Origin of the sequence: Paenibacillus sp. FSL L8-0470, from assembly GCF_038008625.1 — a bacterium.
Lineage (GTDB): Bacteria > Bacillota > Bacilli > Paenibacillales > Paenibacillaceae > Paenibacillus_AQ.
In genome coordinates this window covers 3,852,052-3,868,710 of sequence record NZ_JBBOZM010000001.1, presented here as the reverse complement: position 1 = coordinate 3,868,710, position 16,659 = coordinate 3,852,052, and the positions used below count along the sequence as shown (strand labels likewise).

The 16,659-nt window shown below is 44.4% G+C and carries 14 protein-coding genes; 2 read left to right on the top strand and 12 right to left on the bottom strand.

What is annotated here, in order from left to right:
* Window positions 1-19: 19 nt before the first annotated feature.
* Complete coding sequence (locus NST99_RS17430) at window positions 20-826, bottom strand: SPL family radical SAM protein (protein ID WP_341093348.1); 807 nt, start codon at window positions 824-826, stop codon at window positions 20-22.
* Window positions 827-1,104: 278 nt separating this feature from the next.
* Complete coding sequence (locus tag NST99_RS17425) at window positions 1,105-2,016, bottom strand: helix-turn-helix transcriptional regulator (protein WP_341093347.1); 912 nt, start codon at window positions 2,014-2,016, stop codon at window positions 1,105-1,107.
* Between the two features lie 121 nt (window positions 2,017-2,137).
* Between NST99_RS17425 and NST99_RS17420 the strand changes: the two genes are divergently transcribed.
* The gene (locus tag NST99_RS17420) at window positions 2,138-2,593 is read left to right on the top strand and encodes a VOC family protein (protein ID WP_341093346.1); all 456 of its coding nucleotides are present in this window, start codon (window positions 2,138-2,140) and stop codon (window positions 2,591-2,593) included.
* Here the strand turns inward: NST99_RS17420 and NST99_RS17415 are convergent.
* The 10 genes from NST99_RS17415 to NST99_RS17370 all read right to left on the bottom strand — a co-directional run bounded on the left by NST99_RS17415 (window position 2,582) and on the right by NST99_RS17370 (window position 15,610).
* The gene (locus NST99_RS17415) at window positions 2,582-2,752 is read right to left on the bottom strand and encodes a hypothetical protein (RefSeq protein ID WP_341093345.1); all 171 of its coding nucleotides are present in this window, start codon (window positions 2,750-2,752) and stop codon (window positions 2,582-2,584) included. The two genes, NST99_RS17420 and NST99_RS17415, sit on opposite strands and share 12 nt — an antisense overlap.
* Window positions 2,753-2,950: 198 nt before the next feature.
* On the bottom strand, window positions 2,951-4,570 hold the full coding sequence (locus NST99_RS17410) for a response regulator transcription factor (RefSeq protein WP_341093344.1): 1,620 nt from the start codon (window positions 4,568-4,570) through the stop codon (window positions 2,951-2,953).
* Between the two features lie 119 nt (window positions 4,571-4,689).
* The gene (locus tag NST99_RS17405) at window positions 4,690-6,426 is read right to left on the bottom strand and encodes a sensor histidine kinase (RefSeq protein ID WP_341093343.1); all 1,737 of its coding nucleotides are present in this window, start codon (window positions 6,424-6,426) and stop codon (window positions 4,690-4,692) included.
* Between the two features lie 200 nt (window positions 6,427-6,626).
* The gene (locus NST99_RS17400) at window positions 6,627-7,472 is read right to left on the bottom strand and encodes a carbohydrate ABC transporter permease (RefSeq protein WP_341093342.1); all 846 of its coding nucleotides are present in this window, start codon (window positions 7,470-7,472) and stop codon (window positions 6,627-6,629) included.
* Complete coding sequence (locus NST99_RS17395; RefSeq protein ID WP_341093341.1) at window positions 7,469-8,431, bottom strand: carbohydrate ABC transporter permease; 963 nt, start codon at window positions 8,429-8,431, stop codon at window positions 7,469-7,471. The genes NST99_RS17400 and NST99_RS17395 overlap by 4 nt, the downstream gene beginning before the upstream one ends.
* Window positions 8,432-8,675: 244 nt before the next feature.
* Window positions 8,676-10,748, bottom strand: a complete 2,073-nt coding sequence (locus tag NST99_RS17390) for an alpha-glucuronidase family glycosyl hydrolase (protein ID WP_341093340.1) — start codon at window positions 10,746-10,748, stop codon at window positions 8,676-8,678.
* A 131-nt stretch (window positions 10,749-10,879) separates the two neighbouring features.
* On the bottom strand, window positions 10,880-12,208 hold the full coding sequence (locus NST99_RS17385) for an ABC transporter substrate-binding protein (protein WP_341093339.1): 1,329 nt from the start codon (window positions 12,206-12,208) through the stop codon (window positions 10,880-10,882).
* 454 nt (window positions 12,209-12,662) lie between these two features.
* The gene (locus NST99_RS17380) at window positions 12,663-13,733 is read right to left on the bottom strand and encodes an SGNH/GDSL hydrolase family protein (RefSeq protein ID WP_341093338.1); all 1,071 of its coding nucleotides are present in this window, start codon (window positions 13,731-13,733) and stop codon (window positions 12,663-12,665) included.
* 159 nt (window positions 13,734-13,892) lie between these two features.
* Window positions 13,893-14,711: an alpha/beta fold hydrolase gene (locus tag NST99_RS17375; protein WP_341093337.1), complete on the bottom strand. Its 819-nt coding sequence runs from the start codon at window positions 14,709-14,711 to the stop codon at window positions 13,893-13,895.
* 140 nt (window positions 14,712-14,851) lie between these two features.
* Window positions 14,852-15,610: an AIR synthase related protein gene (locus tag NST99_RS17370; RefSeq protein ID WP_341093336.1), complete on the bottom strand. Its 759-nt coding sequence runs from the start codon at window positions 15,608-15,610 to the stop codon at window positions 14,852-14,854.
* Between the two features lie 255 nt (window positions 15,611-15,865).
* Here NST99_RS17370 and NST99_RS17365 point away from each other — a divergent pair, with 255 nt between their 5' ends.
* Window positions 15,866-16,636, top strand: a complete 771-nt coding sequence (locus NST99_RS17365) for an EcsC family protein (protein WP_341093334.1) — start codon at window positions 15,866-15,868, stop codon at window positions 16,634-16,636.
* The last annotated feature ends 23 nt before the right edge of the window (window positions 16,637-16,659 follow it).

The following is a 16,659-nucleotide window of genomic DNA, read 5'->3' as shown; positions in this document are numbered from 1 at the left end:
GTTCTCATAAAGACTACCCTTAGCCGGTTGAATTACTTGACTCGAATACAAACTTTACTCTCTCAGTTTTACCCCACTTTTCTTTGATATCTTCATAGTAAACATCCGTATTATTATAGATTATGTCTTTGTAAGTCTTAATTAAATGAGGGTAATGATTGTCGATGAAACGTTCCAACCTTAGTGCTGGTCTAGTGTTTCGTTTTAATCTAACCTTATCCAAAAATATAGGAATGTCTTGATCTATTGCGTTAATCATTGAATCTATATCAGTAATACCAGGTAAAATCGGAGTAATAAATACCCATACAGTAATTCCCATTCGGTGTAACTGATTTGCTGTCTGTATATTACTCATAAGAGTATAATCATCGATTTCACTCAACTGTTGCAGGTTAGTTAATCCTAAAAGTAAAGTGAATTTGTTCCCCATGGGTTTTATTACATCAATATCTCTAAAGATGAGTTTTGATCCGGCTTTAGTTGTAACCATACATTTCAAGTTTAACTTACTTAATTCAAGTAAACATTTTCTTGTTAATTGGTATTTCCGTTCTATCTCCATATAGGGATCACACTTACTACCCAAGTACACAGTATCTTCTTTATTCCATTGAATAAGTTCTTTTTGCAAAACATCTGGAATATTAACTTTAACATTCAAGTCAGTATTCCAAGTCTCATCTTCTAATTGGAAACAATAAGGACATCCAATTGTACATCCATCATACGGGTCAATAATCGGTACTATCCCTCCATCCGGCGGATATTCATACGTCATTGCATTCTTAACAAATATTTCTTTGAGCATTTTCACCATCTCCATTCATCATCTTATAACAAGATGGTAAATTAATTCTCAAAAAAAATATAGACTTATAATTGCTGATTTGCTATGATGTTGAATAAGGTCTTGAAAAAAATGACATACGAATCCATGGGTCATATATGATCTATGGTTTTTTTATGTTTTCGTTGATTTCAGCTATCGTACCTGCGTTTACGAACTCTCACAGGCTTAAAGGCGTTAACCCCGGGAGTCAATCCGTATGTATTATTTATTAGACTTCAAGGAAAGCGCATTAATGCCTCAATGGGGATTCTTTAGGCATATTTCTTTATCATGGCACTTAGAAACTCTCGAAAATCTTCAACATATGTTTGAGGCTCTATGATTTCTAATTCAGATCCAAAACTAGCCAAAAACCGGAATCCGATATGGTTTTGCGGCACATCTATTGTGGCTATTAAAAATTCAGAATTATAGGCTTCAATTCTTTTCTGCCCGTATCTTTCAATAAAGTGATCTTTTATGCTATGCGAGATCAATGCTTTAATTGTAATTAATTCCGGTTGATAATGTTGTTCGGCTTTTTGCTCAGTCAAAAAATCTCTAGGAACAAATGTTTTGATATCGATATTAAGATTATCCGTTCTGGACAATTTAAAAGTCCGATATTCCATTCGATTTAAACAAAACCCCTTCAAATACCAACTCATTTCACTAAAATGAAGCTGGTATGGCTCGATCATTCTATTCGTCTTCCCTCCACTTCGATCTATATAATCGAATGTAAGTAATCTTCCTTGCACTATTGCTTCTTGACAAGTCTTTAGTATTTGAAGAATTTCAGAACGACCGTCCCATTCATAAAATGACAGGTGAATTGAACCTTTCCAGGTTGCTGAGCCTATCATCGATTCAATTTTTTTAAGAGTTAGCTCAACTTCGTCACTAAATAGAATTTGTCCCAATCCGCCCAGTGCGGTTAGGATATTTTGTAAGTCTTTACTGCTTAGCAGTCGTTTGTCTAATTTGTATTCATCCATAATCCCGTATCCCCCCTTAACTCCATTTATAGAATAAATAGGTATGTTAGACAAACTGAGAGTTTCCATATCACGTAGAATCGTTCTTTTGGACACGTTAAATAATTGTGCAAATCCGGTTGCGGAAACAACATTCTTTTGCAGCAAGATCATTACTATAGATATTAGTCTTTCAATTTTATTCATATTGTCCCTCCCAGATAATCTTCTTAAGGTAAAAAAATTATCCCAAAGCTATAATAGGTGACAAAATAGCTGTCACCTATTATAGCTTATACTTCATGTATTACAAGAAGGAGGTTTTTTCATGTCAGTTATTGCATATTTGAACTTTGATGGGAATACAGAGCAGGTCATTGAGTTTTATTCAGAAGCTCTGAATTCAAGTAAAGTAAAAAAAGTGAAATTCAAGGATTTTCCACAAGATCCAAACTATCCTATGCCAGAAAATGAGTTGAACATGATTATGGAGTCATCGTTAGAATTCGCTGGTGGACAAATAATGATGTCGGATATTCTGCCTTCGATGAAGAAAGTAACAGGCGAGTTGGTTAAAGGCAACAATTTACTGATTAGTATCGTTATTGATGATAAACAGGCACTGGAAAATTACTTTTCCAATTTGTCTGTGGGAGGCTATATTATTATGCCGTTATCAGAAATGCCTTGGTCTTCCTGCTTCGGAATGTTGGTTGATAAATTTGGTGTTGTTTGGAAGTTTAATAGCGACGCTTATAAGTTCCTTGATCGTTTAGCCGTGTAGCCTTCGCTTGCCTGCAATCTGCTGAAAGAGCACAAAGTGGATGAAAAAAATAACCGGACCGGATAGGGATAATTCCCTACCCGGTCCGGTTTTCACTTCAGTTTCATATTGTTGTTGCTTTTCCAATTGAACTTCGTTTTCTTCCCACCATGCTTTCATGGCTTTTGGGTCAGTCCCATCCTCATTGTGCGTGTCACTTATAATCACCAACGCTACTTGACGTTTGCTTCCCAGTAGTCGCCGGCCAAGCCTTCTATAACACTTCCGCTGGCCCAAGGCATCAAACAGAACCAGGTACTTGCCGGAGAAACGTCGCTGTTGCTCTCCGTTTATAGAGCATGCTGTCCTTTGGGAGCGTTAGCTTTTTATAAGTTCTGTAGGGTTCATACCGGTTATTTTCTTGAACAATGTGCTGAAGTAGGGAATATTCTTATAGCCGACCCGTTCCGCCACCTCATACACCAGCATATTCCGCTCCATGAGTAACTCCCGCGCTTTCTCGATCCGAACCCGGGTCAGGTAGTTATTGAAGGTTTCTCCAGTAATATTTTTAAAAATAATAGACAAGTGGTTCCGCGAAATGAATACCTTATCCGAAAGCTCGGCGAGTGTCAGCTCTTCCGCATAGTGCTCATGAATGTAACTGGTCATGAAATCGACAACCTGCCGATGCTTGCTGCTTCCTTTCCATTGCCTGTTGCTGCAGATCTTGGTGATTTTGTCCATAAGCCAGCTTGCCAGCTGGTCCGGTACGATCAGGCTGCTGATCTCCTTGGCAATCTGGTCATTGGTGAACAGGTCATCCAGTACAAAGCCGGATTCATACAACGAGTAGGTAATAATTCCCCATAGCTCGCTTCCAAGCATTTGTACGTATCCCTGTGATATCCCCTCCTGCTTTTTCATTTCCGTTATATATTCCAGCACAAGCTGATGGGCTTCCGCTTCCTGAGATGCCTTCATTGCTGTTGCCAGCTTATACGAGAACTTGACCGGAAAAAGGGCGACATTTCCCGGTTCGCTGCTGCTGTTCTCCCGGTACATATACACTTCATGTGCGGAAGCGGCCCGTAATGCTCTTTGATCCATCGCGCGGAAAGCTTCCTCTGTCGAGTCGGAAAGCTTGGTCCATGTATCCTTCACTCCCCCGATTCCTATACGTGTAACCAGCTTGAGATAGCTGCCGATGCTGTCAATCAGCCGGATTCCCAGTTCTTCCAGCTTGTCTTCTAACTGTTCGAGCTGCCCTGCATCCGGATGAATAATCAGTAATGTTCTGGTACTGTGCAGCTCTGTGTATTCCAGATCCGGGAACAGCTTACGTGCTACTTCACAAGCAATATTGCTGACCGCAAACCGGAAAAGGTTCCAATCGGAGACGGATAGACATCTGGCTCGTTCATCACGGATCAGCTCGATGCCGACAGTGACATGCTTGCGCTCCTGCCAAAAAAGATATGACGGGGGAAGAGGTGTGTTGTCTCTGTATGCATGGCCCAGGGTACCAACAGCTGCGGAGCGAACCCACTCCAGTTCAACAAAAGGCTCATACATCGTCATTTTAAACTCAAGCTCCCACTGCCTGATTCGCTTCTCTTCCGCTTCCTCAAGTTCCTGTACGACATTACTTAGAATCGATTTTAACGTCGGCAGACTGATTGGCTTAGAGACATAGTCGGTCACATGAAACCTTAGAGCCTGTCTCGCATGCTCAAAATCTGAATATCCGCTCAGAATAATGATTTTACCTTGGAATCCTTCCTTTCTAAGCTGCTCCATCATATCCAGACCGCTCATCACGGGCATATAAAGATCAGTGATCACAATGTCCGGTTGGGTACGGCGAATTACCTCCAGTCCGTCCTCTCCATTCATAGCCTCTCCAACCCACTCAGCTCCCAGCTCATCCCAGGGAATCGCCCGTTTCATCCCCTTCAGGACTTGGCGCTCATCATCAATGATTGCGATTTTCCACATTACGCTTACCTCCTTAACTCCTTAAGTACGAAAGCACGGCTGCTTCTCATGTCAACGGAAGCGCTTACCAAAGTAATATGTGCGTTTGTATATTGACCATGGATCCTATCTATTAGGGATCAGTCCTTTTTGGTTAGAGGATCTGTCATCAGCGGGAGCGTTATTTCCACTCTTGTTCCACCTTCTTCACGTTCTCCAAGTGCAATTCCATAACTCTCCCCGAAGTAACCGGAAATTCTCTCTCTCACATTGCGTATACCGTAGCCTCCTGTATGACGGTTATGGGACCTGTCTTCAGGCTGCTTGAGTCCGGCACCATTATCCTCGATTACAATATGCAGAGCATCTCCCATTCTCTCCATTACGATAGACACATAGCCGCTTTTCTGTTTATTGAATCCATGAACGATAGAATTCTCCACGAACGGCTGTAGTGTAAGCTTCGGAATGTATAACTCCTGTAGCTCAGACGCTGCCTCAATCCTGTATTCAAGCCCTTCTCCCCAGCGAAGCTGCTGGATTTCCAGATAACACTCTATATGCAGCAGTTCATCTGCTATTGTGATGAAGCTGTTGCCGTTGGACAAGCCGATCCGAAACATACGGCCCATCAGCTCCAAAATGCGGCTAAGTTCGTCTTGTCCGGCCTCAATCGCCATCCAGTTGAGTTGATCCAGCATATTATAAAGGAAGTGTGGATTGATATTAGCCTGAAGTGCCTCAATTTCGGCTTTTCGCTGCTGTTCATAACGGCGCTCCAGGGAGAGATACAGTTCTTCAATCCGTTCGTTCTGCTTCCGGTAACCGGAGAATAAATAACCGAATTCATTCTCATAATCCACCGGAAGTTCTACATTGTCGCCTCCTACGGAATACAGCCGCATCGCAGTTACGAGCTTTTTGATCGGTTTGGTAAATTGCTTGCTTAAAAAGTGTGTCAAGAGCAGTACCAACAGCACTGCGGCAATACCAATTAAACCGATCCATTCTGCCAGCTTCAGGCTGCTTGCCGTGATCTGTTTCCAAGACGTAAATTCAATTAGTGTCCAGATGGAATTATCCATTCTGGAGTAGACGAGCAGTGTATCACGCGCTCCATCCTTTGCCGGAATATGGACATACCCGGATTTGTTACTTTTCAGATCAATCCACTGGGACCAGTCGTTCTGGTCCAGCGCATCGCCTATTTTCATAATTTGCTGTCCTTCGCTGCTTGCCATGATCCGGTTAGATCCGTCGGAATTTCCTTTTAATAGTTTGCGTATTTCGTCGGCTTTAATGTGGACCTTAAGGACTCCCAGATAGTCATTCTCGTAGACTATTTTTCTGAAAAAGCTAAGAACAGGGATATCGCCTTGCACACTGGGGTAATTATACTCCTTGGACCAGCAGAAATCGCTCTTCGCCAGACATTCGGCCCCTTCCTGCTTGTTAAGATCCGCAAGGTTCCGGAACTGAATGTAGTTTTGCCGCTCACTCAGGATAGGATTATCCATATACAGGTCAATTCCTTGAATCAGAGGAATGGCATAGGTCAAATTCGCGAGTGCGCTTTCTACACCCGCACGCCTGCGATACCTCTCAAATTCATCCTGCCTGTTCAGAAGAAAGTTGATCAGCTCGCTGTCACGGGAGCTGGACAGTGAAATTTGTTCGATCATGACCAACCTGGTCGTAATTTCATTATTCAACTCATCAAGCAGCTGTTGCTGGTAATGCGAGGTGGTCTGTACCAATGCCTTTGAAGAATTGCTGTAGCTTGTCCCTGCGGTAACACCAATTACTACTATAAGCACTATGGCAAAGCTATGAAAAAATAGACGGTCAATTCTATATTTTTTATAGGGATTGATCAAACGCTCTACCTTCCTTCAACTCCGGTTCAGACACAATAAACGGTAAAGCTGCGAAGGGTATTCGAAGCTTTACCGTTAACGGACTGAAGTTTTTTAAAAAGATAAGAATTTATATGTTTCACGCTATAAATTATCCTTCTATTTCTCGCTGAAACAGATACCGTCCTTTTGATGACGGAAAAGCTGTTTCCACTTGCATCTTATCCTTTTATTCCAGTTGTTGCAATCCCTTCAACAAAGTACTTCTGAAGGAACATGAAGACAATAGTTGCTGGAAGAATTGACACTAGTGACATGGCAAGCAGTTGACCCCACTCCGCCGCTGATTGCGAGTCATTGATCATACGCAGCGCGAGTCCAACAGTATACTTGTCCACGCTGTTGATGTACAGGAGATGACCCAGGAAATCGTCCCAATTCCACAGGAAGCAGAAAATTGTCACCGTAACAATCGCAGGAAAGGCGAGAGGCATAACAACCCTCCAAAAGATACCGAACCAGGAACACCCGTCAATTTTGGCCGATTCGTCAAGTTCTCTGGGAACACCGCGTATAAATTGAATCAGGAGGAAGACGAAGAAACTGCCGCCTGCCCCACCGGCAAGCAAATGGGGGACAATAAACGGGAGATACGTATTCACCCAGCCAAGCTGGTAGAACAATGCGTATTGAGGGATGATTAGCACTTGTCCAGGCATCATTAAGGTCAGCATCAGGATGGAGAACCAGAAATTCTTCAACGGAAAATCCAATCTCGCAAAACCGAAGGCAACGAGTGTGCAGGATAACAGTGTTGCGACGATTACGGCAAACTCAAGTCCGAAGGTATTGAGATAGAAATCTGTAAACGTATGTCCTGGAACCGAACTCCAGCCTTTTGTGAAGTTGCTCCATTGCGGGACAGCTGGAAAAATCGACGGCGAGCCAAGCTCTGTACTGTGTTTCAGTGATGCACCGATCCACCAGATAACCGGGTAAACCATAATGAAACTGAAGAGTATCATGAACAGATGGCGAAACGCAGGCTTCAATTTTAGTGTTGTCATTTGCGTTTTTTCCCTCCAGTGTCTGTTTCATAGAATACCCAATACTTCGAGGTGTAAGAAATCAGTACAGTGGCTGCAATAATTCCGACCAGCATAATCCAGGCAAGTGCTGAAGCATACCCCAGCTCGTAACGGCTGAATGCCCGTTCATACAAGTACATCGCATACACATAAGTGGAGTTCATCGGCCCGCCGTTCGTAATCACAAATGCGGAAGTGAACATTTGGAAGGCTCCAATAACTGCCATAATTAGGTTGAAATAAAGAATCGGTGAAAGCATCGGCAATGTGATTTTGAAGAATTGAGTTACTTTATTGGCCCCGTCCACAGAAGAAGCCTCGTACAGATCATTAGGAATTTGCTTCAGGCCGGCCAGGAAAATAACCATGGTGGAGCCGAATTGCCAGACCGTCAGCAGAATCAGCGTGGCAAGTGCCGTATCGGGACTTGTAATCCAGCCCTTCCCTTCAAAGCCGAACACGCCAATCAGTTTGTTAAAGACCCCGTCTACACCAAAAATGTTGCGCCAGAGCAGCGATACCCCGATACTTCCTCCGATAAGTGATGGAAAATAGATCGCCGTACGGTAGAAGCTGATTCCTTTTACCGCCTTGCTGAGTATCATAGCGACAAAGAGGGCCGCTATAAGCTTCAAAGGTACAGAAGCCAGCACATAAGTGAAGGTTACCTTAGCAGATTGGATGAATTTAGGATCCGCTGTAAAAATACGCTCATAATTGCGGGTCCCAACCCACTTCATAGGCTGCATTAAAGTGTAGTCGGTAAACGAATAGTACAGTGATAAAAATAACGGATATGCCGTAAGCGCTAGAAATCCGATCAGCCAGGGCGAAATAAATAAATAGCCTGCAAGCGGAGCGTTCCATCTGCTTCGAAAGTATGAGCTTTTTTTCGTCTTCGCAGCAGAGTGGGCTATAGTGGCTATGGAACGGTTCATCTGTGGTCACCTCTTGTGGTTAATTTTTATACTTTAAGTATATAATCCGCATATCATCCGCTAAAGGAGGGGAATGCTCGAATTCTTTCAAAATATAACGACAAGTGGAAACGGCTTCGCCGTCCTCAAAAGGACGGTATCCGTTTCAGCGAGAAATAGAAGGATAATTTATAGCGTGAAGCATATAAATTCTTATACTTTAAAAAAAGAAGCGGCATTCACCGCTTCCCGTTTACATGAATCATTAATAAATTGTTCTTCCCCATTGGTCAGCAATGCCGCTCTTCCGGAGGAAGTACGTATTGATTCTATCCCGCCACTCCTTAGCATGCTCAGCCTGCTCCTCAAGACGGTTTGCTACATGCTGGTACGCAAGTTCATCCATATGTCCTTTGACTAGCTTCCAGGCGTCTAACAATCCAGCTGCCCGCTTCGCGCCTTCAAAATGTGTGTCGTAAATATGCTGAATCACAGTTTTGCCAGAATGAAGCACATGGGTATATGGGACATGGTGGAAGAAAAGCAGCAGTTCATCCGGGCAGCTCTCGAGCGACTCGTACAGTTCCATGTTAATAAGGGCATATTGGGAGGTATACCCGGTTCCTGTTGCAGTAGTACGGTCCACACCTATACCATAACTGTCTGCGAAGTGATAGGTGCCCCACATTGAATATTCATATCCATCCACATTAGGGCCGTAGTGATGGTCAGGATTGACCATAAACCCAACGCCTAGCGGGGCAGTATACGATTCATAAATCTCCCAGGAGTTCATTAGGATGTCTAGTATGGTCTGAAGCAGAAGCTCATTGTTGCCAAAGGTTAGCGTAATCCATTCCACAGCAATTTTCTCAGCAGACAGCTCCGGATTCCAGGCCAGACGGCCGTAACCGAACAGATTCGCCTGTGCCAGCAGATGTCCCGTCCAATTTCTGTCATTTCCAATATTCGAGACGGCTGCAAAGCCGCTGTAAGGATTGCCGTGAACATCTCCTTCCACAATGTGCTGGACAGTAGTTCCTTCTCCTTGGAGCTGCGTATCAAAGTTCATAATCTTCTTCCACTGGGGTATCAGGTAGCACACATGACGCTGCTGGCCGGTATACTCCTGGGCAATCTGAAATTCGATTACCTGATTCGTCTTCGGCATAGCACCTAGCAGCGGCGAGACTGGCTCTCTCACCTGAAAGTCAATCGGTCCATTCTTCACCTGCAAAATGACATTGTCCATGAAGCGTCCATCCAGCGGCTGGAAATGATCATAGGCTGCCCGCGCCCGATCCGTGGTACGGTCGCGCCAATCCTGCTTGCAGTTATATACAAAACATCGCCAGATTACAATTCCGCCATGCGGCTTCAACGCTTCAGCCAGCATATTGGCCCCGTCGGCGTGATCTCTTCCATAGGTGAACGGTCCCGGCCGGTTCTCCGAATCGGCCTTTACCAGGAATCCTCCAAAATCAGGTATTGCTGCATATATTTCCGACGCTGCCGCGCTCCACCATTCACGAACGTTGGAATCCAATGGATCTGCCGTTAAGAGACCGCCGAGCTCTATGGTACTAGCATAATTAATACTCAGAAACAGCTTGATGGCATAGCTGCGGAAAATAGCTGCCAGCTTCGCCACGTCCGGCAGGAATTCTGTTAGCAGCCTGCTCTCCACCCGGTGGACATTCACATTATTGATGGCGATCGCATTGATTCCGCTGGAGGCCAGCAGTCGGGCGTAATCCTGAATACGCTGAAGATTGCTTATTACCCGGTTATCTTCATAAAAAATTGATTCCCCGGCATAGCCCCGTTCCACACTCCCGTCCATATTATCCCACTGGTTGATCATACGCAGCTGATTGACAGGGTTCTCTAAAATATTCAAATTCTGCACAGAGCCCCCTGTACCCATGATTCGCAGCAGATGGAACACTCCATATAATACACCTGCGGGAGTAGCTGCTCCGATGGCGATATTACCGGTAATGCTGTCCGTTTGAAGCGCATAACCCTCTGCCTTAACAGCACCGCTTACACCAGTGCTGAATGATTCATCTATCGCTAAGCCAGTTCCGAAGGTTCCTATAATGATACTGGGAGTTGTCTCTGTTTTTCCAGAGATGGATACTTTTCTCCCTGTGAATCTTTCCATGCCTTGAGTCAGCTCGTCCACTGCAGAACGAATAACAACATCATCCTGCTCAGTCACAACAAGATGATTGTATGCCGCATATTGATCAACATTTGCTCCCGTTGTGATCCGGCGGTACTGCAGCCAGGCCAGATACCCGTCTCCTGGTTGATACAACACAGAATTACCCATGTACACTCCCCCTATTCCTCAAACTCCACTTGATCTTTTTTGTCCCTGCGCCAGCATGGCCGGAATATTCGGTACAGCCTCTACACAGAAATAAATTCAAGGCCCGGAACAAGGCTGTTCCGGGCCTTGAATTATTTTTCGTAAGATTGCGCCGCTTCTTTCAACTGCTCAAAGGCTTTCTCTGGTGTAACTTTTCCAAAACTGAGCTGATCACGGACAAGTACCCAATCTTTGTCAATAAAGTTCGTCCAGCCTCCCGCTCCGGCCGACCAGGTCTGTCCATCCGTTTCAGTAGCACGGAGGAGTTCTAAGCCAACCTTATCCAAATCACTCATGCTAGCTTCCAGGGAAGTGGAAATTTCCTTGTTAGCCGGCAGGCCGCGGAAGGTTTGCAGAATCTTACCTGCCTCCTGATCATTCACAAACCAATTGATGAATTTTTTAGCTTCTTCAGCATGCTTGGAGTTTTTGGAGACGGACAGGTACATGGATGGTTTCAACCATCCGCCTGCTTGTTCTGAACGCGGCATGGTTACAAGTGCGTAAGCGCCTGGTTTAATACTGTCCCAAGTGCCCAGATTATTAGAGAAGCTATACCGGAACAAAACTTTGCCAGCTGCCATCAAGTCCATTTGCGGATCATTTTCCTTGTCGGATGCGTTTACGTCTGCCGGAGGAACCAATCCTTCCTTACGCAGCTCTTCAAACTTCTTGGTCCATTCCAAGTAGGCAGCTTGATCTACGTTAAAGCGACCATCATCAGTGATGACCTGGCCTTTACCCTTGGCGTATTGGTAGGCCGAATACATGAAGTAGTTGCCTGCATAGTCCAAGGTAAAATATTGCCCGCTTGGCAGCTTGGATTTGGATTCCTTGGCCAAGGCGAAGAAATCATCCCAAGTCCAACCATTGGCCGGATTCGCAATCCCAAGCTTATCCATAGCAGCCTTGTCATACACCATACCGAACGCTACCGAACCCAGGGGAACAGCATATTGCTTCCCGTCAAGTTGGCCTCCGGCCAGTAATTTCTCATCAAATTTACTTACATCAACCTCAGGAGCCAGCTCAGCCAATTGGTTACGTGACATCCAGTCCGGCATCCAGCCCGGATCAAGCTGAATGATATCTGGTGCGTTACTAGCCGCAGCTTGAGTCGATAATTTGTCCAAATATCCATCCATACCGGAATACTCCGGCTCAAACGTAACATTGGGGTTGTTCTTTGTGTACAAGTCCAGCGCAGCCAAGGTCGCCTCATGTCGCGGCTGGGATCCCCACCACATAATTCGTAGCTTAACAGGTTCATTGCTGGGTGCACCCTTTTCGGCAGTATTTGTGCTAGCAGGCTCTGCAGAAGTTTCTGCATTGTTTTTTGCCCCGCCGCCTCCGCATGCCGCCATCGTTCCCAGCAAGGCTGTCATGGCCAAGACTGTAAGAGAACGCTTCCATTTCAACATCTATAACCCTCCTAATTTAATCTGTATTATCTTGCTACACCGTTATAGTAACAATTATGAATGGAAGTTCATATGAGGGTGATGCACGATTTATTTTAAAATCTCACGGAAATACCACATCTAAGTTCCTCTATAATAAAATGCAAAAATCGGGATGGAATTTCTCCGTCCCGATTTATATAATACAAGATTAGATCACCGTAATCACAAGTATACAAAGGGTTGCGCGTTTGAGAATTCACTGAATAGATTGCAGCTGGATTATTTGGAAAATTGGAGGAATTATCATGTCGGAGGACATCCCGTACCTAGCTCACTAGTTACAAAGGAAATTCTTTATACCCTTCTGAAGAAGCCTTACGGTGTTATGCCTAGGTCAAATAGTAATGGAAGGCAGAAATACCTATCGAATCAGAAAAATAAATGAACACATGACTACAATGTTCTTCATTTTTCACCACTTCATAAGCTCTTTGATCTGAGCAGTCAGTTTATTCGCCGCTTTACTATGAGTAGCTTGAGACGGATGAAAGTCGGCGGCGTACCCGTCAGCTGCCAGCTGCTCATCAAACTTCATTGCGCTAATATTGCTGTCGCCTGTTTCCCGGCTATACCCGCTAACCGCTTGTTCGACATAAGGATACAGTCTATCCCCCATAATCCCCAGCGTACACAGAATTGAGGCATGAGGATTGTTGCGTCTGACCATTTTTAGAAATTTAATATATTTCCGGGCATATTCTGCTTGCTTACTAGCTTCCTCTTTGGTATAGGAATCATCGTTCGTTCCGAGGTTAACGACAATCAGATCAGGTGTAAACTTATTGAAATCCCAGTATACGTCTTGGGGCAGGAGTGTACCCTCAAATTCCCCCTCAGACTTGCCCACTTTTTCATAGTAATCCGGGATAAGATGAGTGGTAAGCTTTTGATCGTTTTCTGTGTAGCCTGTGATGATACCGTATCCGCTGTATGAAACCATGCTGTAGTCAGCCTGAAGCTGCTGAGCAGTCAGGTAGGCATAGGTTTTTGTGACATCTTCAGTAGCCGTGGAAAAAGAATGCAGCTCATATTCATCATCAACGCCATAGCCACAGGTAATGGAATCGCCGATGAATTCAATTGTATGTAATTTTGGCAGGGTTGGCTTAATGCCATCCGCAGCATCGACCGCGATCTCTTGAATTCCAACTGTTGACATCGCAGCCTCTGATAGTTTAATAACCGTTACCGTTATATCCTGCACAGTATCGCTTTCAAATACAGTATACGTTTTAATCGGTGTGTCCAGTTGATCGTCAATTACCCGTTTCCCGTTTACGCTGATGCCAATTCGAGCCAAGTTATTACCGGTTGAGGCGACAGCATCACCTTTTAAAGTAATCTCCGCTTTTCTGCCATAGAATGAAAATTCCACCCCGCCGCCTGAGAGAGCCAGCCACAGTACTTCGTTATAGTAGTGGGTCCGCCCGATGATCTTCACATGAGGCTCTGTTGCTTTAAACACTTGAGTTGTTAATGACATAACGTACCTTCCTTCTCAGCTTGTATATCAATAACAGTAACAAAGGTACTTTCTATTTTCAATAAGTCGCCCTAATTTAGATGGAGAGTAATCGCAGGAGAAAGGATATTTATTTCTTCCATTGACAAGCTAATGTTAGTTCAACGGATTAATACACAACTAAAATCCAAACTCTGTTACTCTTTCAAGCCATTCACGCATAAGCGACTCAAATAATAGAGCCTGTTCAATCTGAAGATTATGGCCTGCTCGGTCTAGAACGGCAAAGGTTGCTCTAGGATAATTAGCTAAAATTCTAAAAGCATCTATGTAACCAACGACTGCATCTTGCCGCCCAAGAGTAAATACTGTTGGTTTATCGAAAACTAATTCATCGATATTGGTGGAAAATCCATAGTTTCTTTGAATCTTGCTAAGAAAATCGTAGTCAGCGATTTTACAACCTGCCACTACCTCTTCAGAATACCTTTTCCAATTATATTCATTGAGAACGACTTGATTTGCGCTAAAATCACTTATTTGTTCTTCACTTAAAGTGTCCATAAACTCGCGATCAGAATGAACAACTAAATGCTCGGGAAGTATTCTTCTCTTGTGTTCAGGAATTATTAATGGACAAATCAGTGCAGCACCACCAATACGATCTTTATGTCTATTAATTATTCCTCTTGTAATATATCCACCGTATGATTCGCCTGCTATGAGATAATCTTGATTTGGGATCAGAGTTTCGATAAAATTTATAACTGCTTCCAGCATATCATCTGAATTACATATTTGATCGTAATCCTTTGTTTGTCCCATTCCAGGCAGGTCAAGATAGATACGACGCCAATCGGAATTATCTTGAAATATCGGTTCCATGCACCCACTCATTAAACGATGGTCTGGTGTAAAACCATGGATCATTATAATCGGTTTGCCTTTACCAATTTCCTCGTAATAGATATGGGCATTCTTGACTTTACAATATGGCATACAGACTCCTCCAAAATTGAGTTATTTATAATATTCTTACACTAAAGAAGAATCTACATTGCTTTATCGAGCAAACCAGATATCCTCATCTACTATCTTAAATACCATTATGGGATTCCCTCACATCATTGTTGCTTTCTCTATCGCCTGAGGGGTAGCAAACGACCGATAATCTCCATCTCGCCGCCAATTTCGGATTGGAGGTGTTCAAGCTTTTCCTCTGCTGCTGAAAAAATCACCGCTGTAGACGGACCTCCTGAGGCATTCAGCTTTTCTGTGATCCCTGGAACTGCCTGAAAAACGCAGCCGTTCAGCTCAGCCAGAAGTCTAGCTTCATACCCGGCCCCCTTAGAGCCGACCGGATGAATCTCATGCACCTCAGGCGAGGCTACTAGTGACTGCAGCTGCCGGATACTGCATAGTCTTGCCTCTTGTTCCAATACTGCGCTCCCGATCAGCGGCTCCCCCAACATGACCACGCAGTCTTCGGCAACCGACCGCATCAGCTTCAGCCGTTCCTCATCGGTTTCCCCGATTACGGTAATCCCTAAGCCGGTCTGGCATGATTTGAAATTTTCTTCCGTGCTGCCGTTCAAATGAGCCTCCGTGAGTCCAGCTTCGTCCAGCAGCCTTTGTACCCCGCGGATAATTTCGCTCCCTGTCGGATACTTTTCCACAGCTAGGGTATCCACTACGGTAAGTATGTCCGCGCCCACGGACAGAACTTCCATAACCGCAACTCTGGCTGTATAATAGCCGACTATATCCGGCGGAGTCTGCACAGCATCCATTGGCTTGTTCCCGATACTTGCGCTGGAATCACAGCCTATGACCAATAAGGGGCTTCCCGCTCTTCGTACTAAAGTTAAATCGCGAATTTTTTGTATTGATGGTTTCATTTAGTGCAATCCTCCTGACAACTTTGTAAGCATGGAAGTGCGGATTTTTCAACCCTGCTATATTTGTGATTATGAAAATGTTCGATATTATGGCCAAAGAAACCTTTAATGGCCTTTGAGTTGAACAGTTCATTCTAATCTATCCCTGTATGTGATGCTGGACTTTAGTCGAGGTCCGCTACCTACCGCGGTCTGTTCCGAATCACGGAGATATTCGTTACAATATGGCTATGTCTTTTGGAGGAGCGATTGATCATGAATTACGAACATAAAGTACAAAGGGAAGTTGCCAACTGGGAACAAAAAATGTTCAAACCGCCGGGATGGCTGGAAAAAACATCGAAAACAATCGGCAATCGAATAAATCATTTAATTCCCCCGAAGGTGCATAACATCATTACGACCACTATACGATCAATCGTGCGCACGGCATTGTTCGGTGCGGAATATACGCCTCGCCGTCCGGTGCAGAGCACTCCGGGTCTGGAGTCTGCCGATAAGGAAGCGAAAGAGTTGTTTGCCTTATACCAAAAAATAGCGGTTGCCGAAGGCGCTGGAACGGGAGCTGGCGGCATTATGCTTAGTATGGTAGACTTTCCAGCGTTAATTGCGATCAAAATGAAATTTTTGTTCGAGCTAGCTCATGTTTACGGTTATGACACCAATCACTTCTCCGAGCGGGTATTCATTCTCAAGGTATTTCAAATGACGTTTTCGGGACCGGAAAACCGTGCCAGGTTGCTCTATTCCATCACGCATTGGCATATTGAAAAGGAACAGTGGGTCTCCGACGCCGAATACTCCCGGAATATGGACTGGGAGACATTTCAGATTGAGTATCGTGACGCCATTGACTTCCGGAAAATGCTGCAGATGGTGCCTGGGATCGGTGCTGTCGCAGGCGCATGGGCGAATTACACCATTCTTGAGGAGCTGCGTGAATTCGCCATGAACGCTTACCGCCTGCGCAGATTGCACGATGATTTCAACTTGCGAACGACAGGATACCCGCCCTTCTATCTATGACAGGTTGCAGCTAAGGCCATATA

Coding starts and splice junctions, on each gene's coding strand:
- NST99_RS17430 (WP_341093348.1), bottom strand. CDS start 826: ATGGAGATGGTGAAAATGCTCAAAGAAATATTTGTTAAGAATGCAATG.
- NST99_RS17425 (WP_341093347.1), bottom strand. CDS start 2,016: ATGAATAAAATTGAAAGACTAATATCTATAGTAATGATCTTGCTGCAA.
- NST99_RS17420 (WP_341093346.1), top strand. CDS start 2,138: ATGTCAGTTATTGCATATTTGAACTTTGATGGGAATACAGAGCAGGTC.
- NST99_RS17415 (WP_341093345.1), bottom strand. CDS start 2,752: ATGAAAGCATGGTGGGAAGAAAACGAAGTTCAATTGGAAAAGCAACAA.
- NST99_RS17410 (WP_341093344.1), bottom strand. CDS start 4,570: ATGTGGAAAATCGCAATCATTGATGATGAGCGCCAAGTCCTGAAGGGG.
- NST99_RS17400 (WP_341093342.1), bottom strand. CDS start 7,472: ATGACAACACTAAAATTGAAGCCTGCGTTTCGCCATCTGTTCATGATA.
- NST99_RS17395 (WP_341093341.1), bottom strand. CDS start 8,431: ATGAACCGTTCCATAGCCACTATAGCCCACTCTGCTGCGAAGACGAAA.
- NST99_RS17390 (WP_341093340.1), bottom strand. CDS start 10,748: ATGGGTAATTCTGTGTTGTATCAACCAGGAGACGGGTATCTGGCCTGG.
- NST99_RS17385 (WP_341093339.1), bottom strand. CDS start 12,208: ATGTTGAAATGGAAGCGTTCTCTTACAGTCTTGGCCATGACAGCCTTG.
- NST99_RS17380 (WP_341093338.1), bottom strand. CDS start 13,733: ATGTCATTAACAACTCAAGTGTTTAAAGCAACAGAGCCTCATGTGAAG.
- NST99_RS17375 (WP_341093337.1), bottom strand. CDS start 14,711: ATGCCATATTGTAAAGTCAAGAATGCCCATATCTATTACGAGGAAATT.
- NST99_RS17370 (WP_341093336.1), bottom strand. CDS start 15,610: ATGAAACCATCAATACAAAAAATTCGCGATTTAACTTTAGTACGAAGA.
- NST99_RS17365 (WP_341093334.1), top strand. CDS start 15,866: ATGAATTACGAACATAAAGTACAAAGGGAAGTTGCCAACTGGGAACAA.